The 8,269-nt window shown below is 68.1% G+C and carries 6 protein-coding genes and 1 pseudogene; 3 read left to right on the top strand and 4 right to left on the bottom strand.

The features are described from left to right. Window positions 1–230 precede the first annotated feature (230 nt). Together ABD932_RS32145 and ABD932_RS32150 are read left to right on the top strand one after the other, a co-directional pair. Window positions 231–899 (top strand): hypothetical protein, encoded by a 669-nt coding sequence (locus tag ABD932_RS32145; protein WP_345018109.1) that lies wholly within the window; start codon window positions 231–233, stop codon window positions 897–899. A 26-nt stretch (window positions 900–925) separates the two neighbouring features. Further along, on the top strand, window positions 926–3,628 hold the full coding sequence (locus ABD932_RS32150) for a hypothetical protein (RefSeq protein ID WP_345018111.1): 2,703 nt from the start codon (window positions 926–928) through the stop codon (window positions 3,626–3,628). A 289-nt stretch (window positions 3,629–3,917) separates the two neighbouring features. Here ABD932_RS32150 and ABD932_RS32155 read toward each other — a convergent pair whose 3' ends face one another. The 3 genes from ABD932_RS32155 to ABD932_RS32165 form a co-directional block, all read right to left on the bottom strand. Next, entirely contained in the window at window positions 3,918–4,640 is a 723-nt protein-coding gene (locus tag ABD932_RS32155; protein WP_345018113.1) for a dienelactone hydrolase family protein, read from the bottom strand. 303 nt (window positions 4,641–4,943) lie between these two features. Next, window positions 4,944–5,540, bottom strand: coding sequence for a DinB family protein (locus ABD932_RS32160; protein WP_345018115.1), 597 nt, complete (start codon window positions 5,538–5,540; stop codon window positions 4,944–4,946). 389 nt (window positions 5,541–5,929) lie between these two features. Then, window positions 5,930–7,156 (bottom strand): MFS transporter, encoded by a 1,227-nt coding sequence (locus ABD932_RS32165; RefSeq protein ID WP_345018117.1) that lies wholly within the window; start codon window positions 7,154–7,156, stop codon window positions 5,930–5,932. A 55-nt stretch (window positions 7,157–7,211) separates the two neighbouring features. Here ABD932_RS32165 and ABD932_RS32170 point away from each other — a divergent pair, with 55 nt between their 5' ends. Then, window positions 7,212–7,574, top strand: a complete 363-nt coding sequence (locus ABD932_RS32170) for a winged helix-turn-helix transcriptional regulator (RefSeq protein WP_345018120.1) — start codon at window positions 7,212–7,214, stop codon at window positions 7,572–7,574. A 40-nt stretch (window positions 7,575–7,614) separates the two neighbouring features. On the opposite strand, the pseudogene ABD932_RS32175 reads toward ABD932_RS32170, so the two are convergent. Further along, window positions 7,615–8,165: pseudogene (locus ABD932_RS32175) on the bottom strand (transposase). Window positions 8,166–8,269 lie beyond the last annotated feature (104 nt).

Consider the following 8,269-nt stretch of genomic DNA (forward strand, 5'->3'; position numbering starts at 1 on the left):
CGTGCGTTGCGCACACTGCCCGCGTCACCCGATCAGTGGCCACTCTGAAACAGCTCAGTGACTATCTGCGGTAGCGTCGCGGTCCCAAGACGGCCGCAACAACTCCTTCAGCCGGAGCAGGACCTCTTCCACGGCGCCGAACCGTCAGCCCTTGCCCACGGGCTATTCTCGGGCGACTTCAGTCTGGCAGGGGCGCCCCTGATGTCAGAGGCATCCGGTTGGATGAGCCCGTGACTGTCTATGACGTAGCTCGCCGGCTTCCCACCATCGCCGACCTTCGGGACCTGTGCCGCTCGCTTGCGATGCTCGACGCGATCCTGAGCCCAGACTGGGAAAGCCGGTACTACTCCTTCAACGCCGCTTGGGCTGAAGGCGAGGAGATGGCCTCGATGCGCAACGGGTCGGGAGACGAGTACTCCATCGTGTTCTCGGTGGCGGGGGGCTATGTCCGCGGCTTCGGCCATGAATCGCCGATGAGCCCGTATGCCCATGATTGCGAGCCCTGGCCGGGAGTGATTGACGATGTTCCCGATGTCTTCAAGCCCTTCGTCCAGGAGCCGGCGTTCACCGACGAGGACGGCGTGCCCGTCGTGACGGTCTGTCTGTGGCGGGAGGCGACGGATGATCAGTGGCACCACGGCACGATCGACTTCCCCTCGAACTGTGCCGACCCCGATGGTGCCACGGGCCTGTTCCCGCTACTGGTCGACCGCTCACCAGAAGCGTTCCAGCGCTTCGCCGAGGACTATTACGAGGTCTCTGTGGATCTGGAAGCGGTGAGTGACGTGTATGCCTTGCGGCCGCTGGACCAGGAACTTGTGTCGTCGTTGAATGTCGAGGTCACCCTTGCGGACCTGGCCCAGGACATCTCCGACATCGGCTATCCGCAGGCCCACTGAGAGTCGATCTATCTGTGGATGAGCTCATGGGCGCAGAGGAGGGCGCGGAGCGCCCGGGGCTGGGGCGTCATCGCCGTACCTACCGCCCGCAGCGCAGAAGGCCCTCCGCGTACGCGCTGCTCCTGCTGACTCTGGTTCCCTTCTCGATCCTGACCTACCTCCTGACCCTCCTCCTCGGTGCGTTCTTCGGCTGGGAGGGGGCCGATGCGGCCGCCGTGCTCGGCGGGCTGGCGTTGCTGGGGCCGTTCACAATCCGGGCGCTGTGGTATCGGCGGCACACAAGAGTGGAGTTCCGCCATTACGAGAAGGGCCTCGTCGCGATTGCGGCCGACGGTACGGAAGCGGTCTATCCCTGGCCGTCGACCGCTGTCTTCACGAACGGCTCGAATCGCTACAAGCTGTCCAACCCCGAGGGGACGGTCGTCACGCTCGGGGCAGCGCACCGTAGCCCCGCACTCGGCGGCGAGAAGATCCGGGGCCTGCGCACCCGTACGGCGATCAGGGGCGCGCAGCTCCCTCAGGAGGAGGAGTGGGGTCCGGCGATCCTGCAGGGTGTGCGGGACGCGCAGCTGGCCCCGGCCGTCGAAACGGCTCTGAGTGGCGGTGAGGTCTCTTTCGGAGAACTTGTGTTGAGCCAGGACGGGCTGACCGTACGGCGCAGGCGCGGCCGGGACGACTTCACTACCTGGGAGGACGTTGACTCGCTCTCCCTCACGGCCGAGGGCGACCTCTTGGTCGCCTCGCGTGGCAGCGACTTCCCGACACATTTCGCAAGGCCCGGGTACCAGGTACCCAATCTGGAGATCTTCCTCGACGTCGCCCGTCGGCTGCACGAACGCAGGTCGCAGGCCGCACGCGCTCCGGCCACACCGACTCCGGCCGAACCGACCCCGATCGACCCCGAGTCGGCCGCCCGCGATGACGAGGAGTCGACGAGCGACGTACCGGAACTCCTGGCCCTGTACGTCACCTTCGGGCTGGGCGTGTGGGCGGCCTGGCGCCTTGGCACCCGACAGGAGATCGACGGACCGGGATCTGCACTCCTCGCCGCCATCAGGGCAGCCTTCGGCGGATTCTTCGGGGCGGTCTTCGGCCTGGGCCTCGCGGCAGCCCTCATGGCCGTGCCGAGAATAGTGGGCGAGCTGCTCGTCGAATCCCTGATCCGCTGGATCCGGCATCGCCGATACGTCGCCGCGGCCGCCCTCGCGCTGTGCACGGTCGCCCCGCCGATGGCACTGCTCCTCGTCCTGTTCCGCGCCATCCCCTCTCGTCTGGTCCCCCTGGTGGCGCTGCTCTTCTTCGGCGGCTGGACGTTGCTGCTCGCGATGAGGCGGTGCAGTGCGTCCGAACGCCTGATCGTGCGCCACCTTCCGGATCTCCCTGGCGTGTTTCTGGTCGTCCTCGCCGTCGAGCAGCTCGTCTCCGGCGACGTACTGACCCTCACGCCGGCCGCCGGGCTCTTCTTCCCGCTCGCCATCTGGCTCTCGTGGCGCGGTTGGCGCAAGTTGAAGGACTCGACGCGGCCGACAGTGCAGGCGGTGGCCGACATCGCCCTGTCCGTGGAACTCGGCCTGGTGCTGACCCTGCTCATGGTGTGGCTGGCCAACGTACTGTCGTTCACCCCGCCCCAAGTCACTGTTGTGCGCGGCGTGGTGGAAAAGGTCCAAGGACTGACCGAGGTGCACTGGCTGTACTGGCTGGCGGCCTACACGGTGCTGGCTGTCGGCAGTTACGCCGTATTGCGCTGGCCTGACCACGTCGCGCGGATCAGACAGCGGCTGCGCCCGGCGCGCTTCAGCGAATCCCGGCTGCCGCTGGGCATCACGGCCAACTTCGCACGGCGGTCCCTCTCAGGGATCAATGTCGGCATCATGGTCGCCCTGCTGTTCCTCGTCGTTCTGGCACCGGTGTCCGAGGGCGCATGGAAGCGCCCGGTGGCCGAGAGATACGCGCTCGAGGTTCAGCGTCGGCAGTACGCCGAGGGCGCTGCGGCCGCGTACAAGGAGATCCACCAGCAGGTCTCGGCGCATCCCCGGGCCGCTGCCCGTCTGAGGGACGTGATTCTCGCCGTGCACCGGGCCGCTCCTTCGCCACCCGGAGAGCCCGTGAACCGGACGGCGCTGGACATCGCCCGGCAGGTCGGCCGCTTCCAGGCCGCCACCCTCGCTCTCGACGACCCGGCGCCACAACCCGCCCAAACCCCGGAGGCGGACGACCTCGACGGCCGGCTCGGTCAGCTCGACGAGAGCCAACAGCGCACCGCAGAGCGGGAGCAACAAACCGACCGGTTCGCCGAGCTCGCCTCCCTCGCAATCACCCGCACCTTCGACGCCCTCGACCTGGGCGACAACCAGGCCGTACAGCTGGTCAAGGAGTACCTCGGCGGGCTGGTGGAGGACGGCCCGGTGAGGAAGATCTTCCACCGGTGGGGCGAGGGAATCGGCCGGCCCCCGCCCGACGGCGGTCGACTCGTGCGCATCGACGTTCGCCGCCTGACGACGGTGGCCTACGACAGCACCCGGGCGGCGGTCGAACGCGCCGACGCCGGCCTGCTCGCGTTCTATGGCCGGTTCGGCATCGGCATCCCCACCGACGACACTTCGCTGACACGCGCGGTCGATCTGGCGAACCAGCACCGGTACCTGCAGCAGGGCACAGGCCCCTGCAGCGGCTGCGTCAACTCGACGACCAGCGGTTCCAGCACCGGCGGAGGCGGCGGCCGCCGCTGAGCCGAGGCCGCCGGGGCCCGCGCCCGCCCTACCCCGTCGGGCGGCACGACGGCGAGGCGGCGGAGGCGATCAGGTTGGGGCGCTCCAAGGCATGCCGAGCGGTACGACCGTGCGGCCGCCCGCATTGGGCGGGAGGTGAACGTCGCGGACGACGGGAACCCGGGCGCGCAGGACACCGCCCCGGCCGCCCGGGCTCCGCGTCAGGGGCTCAGCAACAGGTTTCGGTGACGTGCTCCCTCATGGGGCGCGTCCGGGAGGCCGGGTCTGCTGCCGGCCTGACGGCCCGGCCTCACCTCAGGTGCCGGGCGAAGAACCGGTTCCCGTCGTCCAGCTCGAACCGCGGGGTGCCGGTGTGCCCGCCCGTGTTGGCGTGCAGCGTCTTCTCCTTGGTGCCGAAGGCGTCGAACAGGTCCAGGGCCCGCTGCCGGGGGTTCCCCTCGTCGTCCCACTGCAGCAGGAACAGCAGCGGAATGGTGACCCGCCTGGCCTCCTCGCGTTGGGCGCGGGGCACGTAACCCCCGGCGAAAAAGCCGGCGGCCGCGATGCGCGGCTCGACCACCGCCAGCCGAATGCCGACGGCGGTCCACCCCGCGTACCCGACCGGGCCGCCGATCTCGGGCAGCGCAAGGAGGGCGTCCAGCGTGGTCCGCCATTCCGGGACCGTCTTTTCGACCAGCGGGCCGACGAAGGACTCGAGGATCTCGTCGACCGGCTCGCCGGCCTGCATCGCCCGGCGGAGGTCCGCGCGAGCCTGCTCGTCGGCGGCGGAACAGGGCCGGTCGCCGCACCCGGGGGCATCGATGGCGGCCACCGCGTAGCCGTACGCCGCGGAGTGCCGGGCCCGGGCCACCAGCCGGGGTTGCGCCTTGGGCAGGCCGTTGTTGTGGGCCATCAGGATCAGCGGGACAGGTGCGGCGGATTCAGGCGTCCACAGGGTGCCGGGGATCTCGCCGAGGGTGAATTCACGCTCGAGGACGCCGTCGTCGAGGCGCTGTTCGGAAGTGAATCGCATGGTCGTGCCTTTCGGGAGTGCGCGTGAACGGCGCTCCCGGACGACCTATCGCCCGACCGTGACCCCGGAGGGGAGCACCCATGTCGATACTGCGTTCACGGGTACCACCTCCTCGTTCTCTCGCACGGCCTCCGGGAAAGTAGCAGTGGTCGCCGTGGTCCGCCAACGGGTTTTGCGAAGGTCCGTGGCCGCACGCCACGGAACCACTCACCCCAAGCCCAAGCCCTGGCCGAGCAGACCGCAGCCGGCTGAACGGCGCCGTATGGCCGACCCCGGAGCCAGCGGGGTCGGCAGCAGAGCGCATCAGCCGTTGACCTCCCGCGCCACGCGCTCCAGTCGGCTCCGGTGCCCCTCCCACCACGCCTGATCCCCTGGTGGCATGTCGTCCTTGCCTGGCGCATATCCGACGGATCCGTCGATGAGCTCGCGCAGAATGTCCGCGTGGCCGGCATGCCGCTGGGTATCGGAGATCACGCGCACCAGGATGTGGTGCAGCGTCACTTCTCGGCGTTTCTGCGGCCACCACGGGACGTGACCGATCGCGTCAAGCGTCATCGTCGCGATCGTGGTGTTGGAGTGCTCCCACGCCTGGCGATACAGCCCAACGATCTGGTCCCGTGATTCGTCTGCAGTGGCCCACATGTCCGAGTTGGGTTCTGGCTCCTCGGTATACCACCAGAACGGCGGCTCCTCGTCGAAGAACGGCCGCCCAAACGTGTCGCCGAAGTACGCGAGCTCCACGCCGGCGACATGCTTGACCAGCCCCAAGAGGTTCGTGCCCGTGGGGGTCAGCGGACGGCGGATGTCGTACTCCGAGAGCCCATCGAGCTTCCACACCATGGCATCACGCGCCTCTTGCAGGTATCGGAGAAGGTCCGCTTTCGGGTTCGGTTCGATCATGCCGGGCAGTTTTCCACCCGACACTGACAACCGGGGGCGACAGCAAAAGGTGTCCAGGCGCAACCTCCAGGCGATGTACGGCCCCCGCCCGTCCGGCCAGGAGTTCGCGCGCACATTTAGCCCAAGTACCCACCCGGTCGCTGGAAGCAGGGCGCTGGCAGTGCCCGCTGAGCGCTACCCGGGGGGGGTCGTCGCGCAGGGGCGGAAGTGCGGCTGCGTGGGAGGGCCCTACCACGGCCGTGAGCGGGCCTGGCGAGTAGGGAATCCCGTTCAGGCTGTGAGGGCGTACTCCTGCTGCTTGCCCGATACCGGCGGCGCCCCCCTCGCGCTTGCAGCACATAGGGGCCCCATTCAACCGCTATGACCGCCAACCCGGCGAACCTACGGCACTAGACACCTCCGATGTGGCTCTGCGCCGCCGGCACCACTTTGCCGATCACGTTGGCGAGCGTGGCTCCGAGGACGCTGACGCCGACCAGGGTCAGCCAGATTGCGGCTGCCCCCGTGGACAGCAACCCGGAGAGGGCGGCCGGAGCGACCGCTCCTGCGACACTCACGGCGAGCTGGTTGAGGGCCAAGTACCGGCCGCGGAGAGCGTCTGGGGCGCTCTCCGCGGCGACAGTCGACGTGATGGGGCCGCAGACGATTTCACCGAAGGTGTAGCTGATTGCACCGAGCAGCACGACGCCGACCGCGAGGGCGAGCGCAGCCACGCGGTCGGCGGCGAGGAACAGGAGGTAGCCGGCCGCAAAGCAGGCGTGTCCGGCGACGAGGACGCGGCTGCGGATCCGCCCGCTGAGCCACCCGACGATGATGCCTTGGGCGAAGCCGACCATCAGGGTGTTGAGCGTGAAGACAGCGCCGGCGGTCCAGCCAGGCAGTCCCAGCACGTCCACGGCGTAGACCGGTATCGCGATGTTGAGGGCGAACAAGGAGATCGCGAAGCACAGTTGATGCGCGACCACTGACAGGTACCGCAGGTCCCGGAGTACGCGCTCCCAGCCTCCAGCAGCTTCCTGGCCCACCTCGGGACGGATATTCGGCACGGCCCGCATCAGAACGAAGGCGGCGAGATAGGACAAGGCATTGACGACCACGATCGCGGCGTAAACGCATTGAGTACCGAAGCTGACGGCGACGGCGGTGAGGAGGCCGCCGAGTGCGTAGCCGAGGTTGCGTACCGACCCCAGAAGACCGAACCAGCGCTCGCGTTGGCCGGGCGCGGCCAGCGCCGTGACGGTCGCGCCGTAGCAGCTGAAGAACACCGCCCGCCCGGCACTGTTCAACCAGGCACAGATGGCGATCTGCCATGTCTGGCCCACGACGAGATACCCGGCGAAGCCGAGCGCCTGGGCCAGGTTTGCCGCCTGCAATACCGGCTTGGCGCCGTACCTGTCGACCAGTCCTCCGACCAGAGGGCCCACCGGGAGCGCCAGCAGCCCGGCCGTCGTCAGTGCCGCGCCCACCTCCACCAGTGTCAGTGATGTCGTGGCCAGGAAGTACAGCATCGAAACGGGGACGAAGACACCGGTGCCGATCGAGTCGATGACGATCGCAGCGACGAAACGGCGGTGCCGAGCTATCGAGTGACGGGCCGTGCAATCGGGAAGAGTCACCACCCGGACGGTATAGATTCGATACTGGTAACTACAACGCTACCGGGAGTCGTGCATGGGTAACGCCTACAACGTCATGGCCGCGACCTGCCCCAGTCGCACCGTTCTGCACCGGATCGGGGCGCGCTGGACGGTGTTCATCGTCAACGCGCTGGACAACAGGTCGATGCGATTCACCGAGCTCAAGGCACACATCCGGGGGATCACACCGAAGGCGCTCACCGAGACGCTTCGCGCGATGGAGTACGACGGTCTGATCGCTCGCACGGAGATTCCCGCACATCCCCCGCATGTCGAGTACGCCCTCACCGACCTCGGGCGGTCACTGCTGACACCCCTACGTGCCGTCCGGGAATGGGCCGAGAGCCACGTCCCCGACATTGAACGCGCCCGCGCACAAGCCGATGCGCAACGGTAACTCCGTTCGCCGATGGGTGCGGTTGGCCGTACCCTACGGATCACGTCGAGTTGATGGCCTTCGCAAGCCTGCGGAAGCAGATCAGAGCGCGGCAATTCCGGCGAAGGCGAGGAAGTGTTCTGCCTTCCGTTCGTACCGACACTGTAGGCGGCGGCACCCGGCCAGCCACGCCACTGTCCGTTCCACGATCCAACGATGGCGACCCCGCCGTTGAGAGGGCTCGATGCCCTGCGGGCGATGCGTGGGGTGATGTTCTGCGCCGCATGTTGACCGCGTCGATCGCGCACCGCGTCCAGCCCAGGGCGCTGCAGGCGCCAAGCTCGTCCAGGACCAGGCGGTGGAACTTGGCCCACACCCGAGCCCGACTCCACTCGGTGAAGCGTCGATGCGCTGTCGGCCCCGACGGGCCAAAGCCCGGCGGCAGTTGCCGCCACATGCAGCCTGTCGTGGCCACGAACACGATGGCCGCCAGCACCTGCCGGTCCCGTATCTGCGCTGGCCTTCCCCCTGGGGTTGTCCCGGAGCAGCCGGAACCACCCGTTGGAACAACGCCCAAAATCCGTCCGGCACCAGACGCTCCACCATCACCATCACGGTTGTCAGCCTGGTGATCAGGCCAGTTGAGACGATCTCTAAGACCGTGTCCTATGTGGTGAGGGGGACGTTGACCCGGTATGGGGCGGGGAACGTGGAGC

Source organism: Streptomyces shaanxiensis (assembly GCF_039537145.1).
GTDB lineage: Bacteria > Actinomycetota > Actinomycetes > Streptomycetales > Streptomycetaceae > Streptomyces > Streptomyces shaanxiensis.

Coding starts and splice junctions, on each gene's coding strand:
- ABD932_RS32150 (WP_345018111.1), top strand. CDS start 926: ATGGGCGCAGAGGAGGGCGCGGAGCGCCCGGGGCTGGGGCGTCATCGC.
- ABD932_RS32155 (WP_345018113.1), bottom strand. CDS start 4,640: ATGCGATTCACTTCCGAACAGCGCCTCGACGACGGCGTCCTCGAGCGT.
- ABD932_RS32160 (WP_345018115.1), bottom strand. CDS start 5,540: ATGATCGAACCGAACCCGAAAGCGGACCTTCTCCGATACCTGCAAGAG.
- ABD932_RS32170 (WP_345018120.1), top strand. CDS start 7,212: ATGGGTAACGCCTACAACGTCATGGCCGCGACCTGCCCCAGTCGCACC.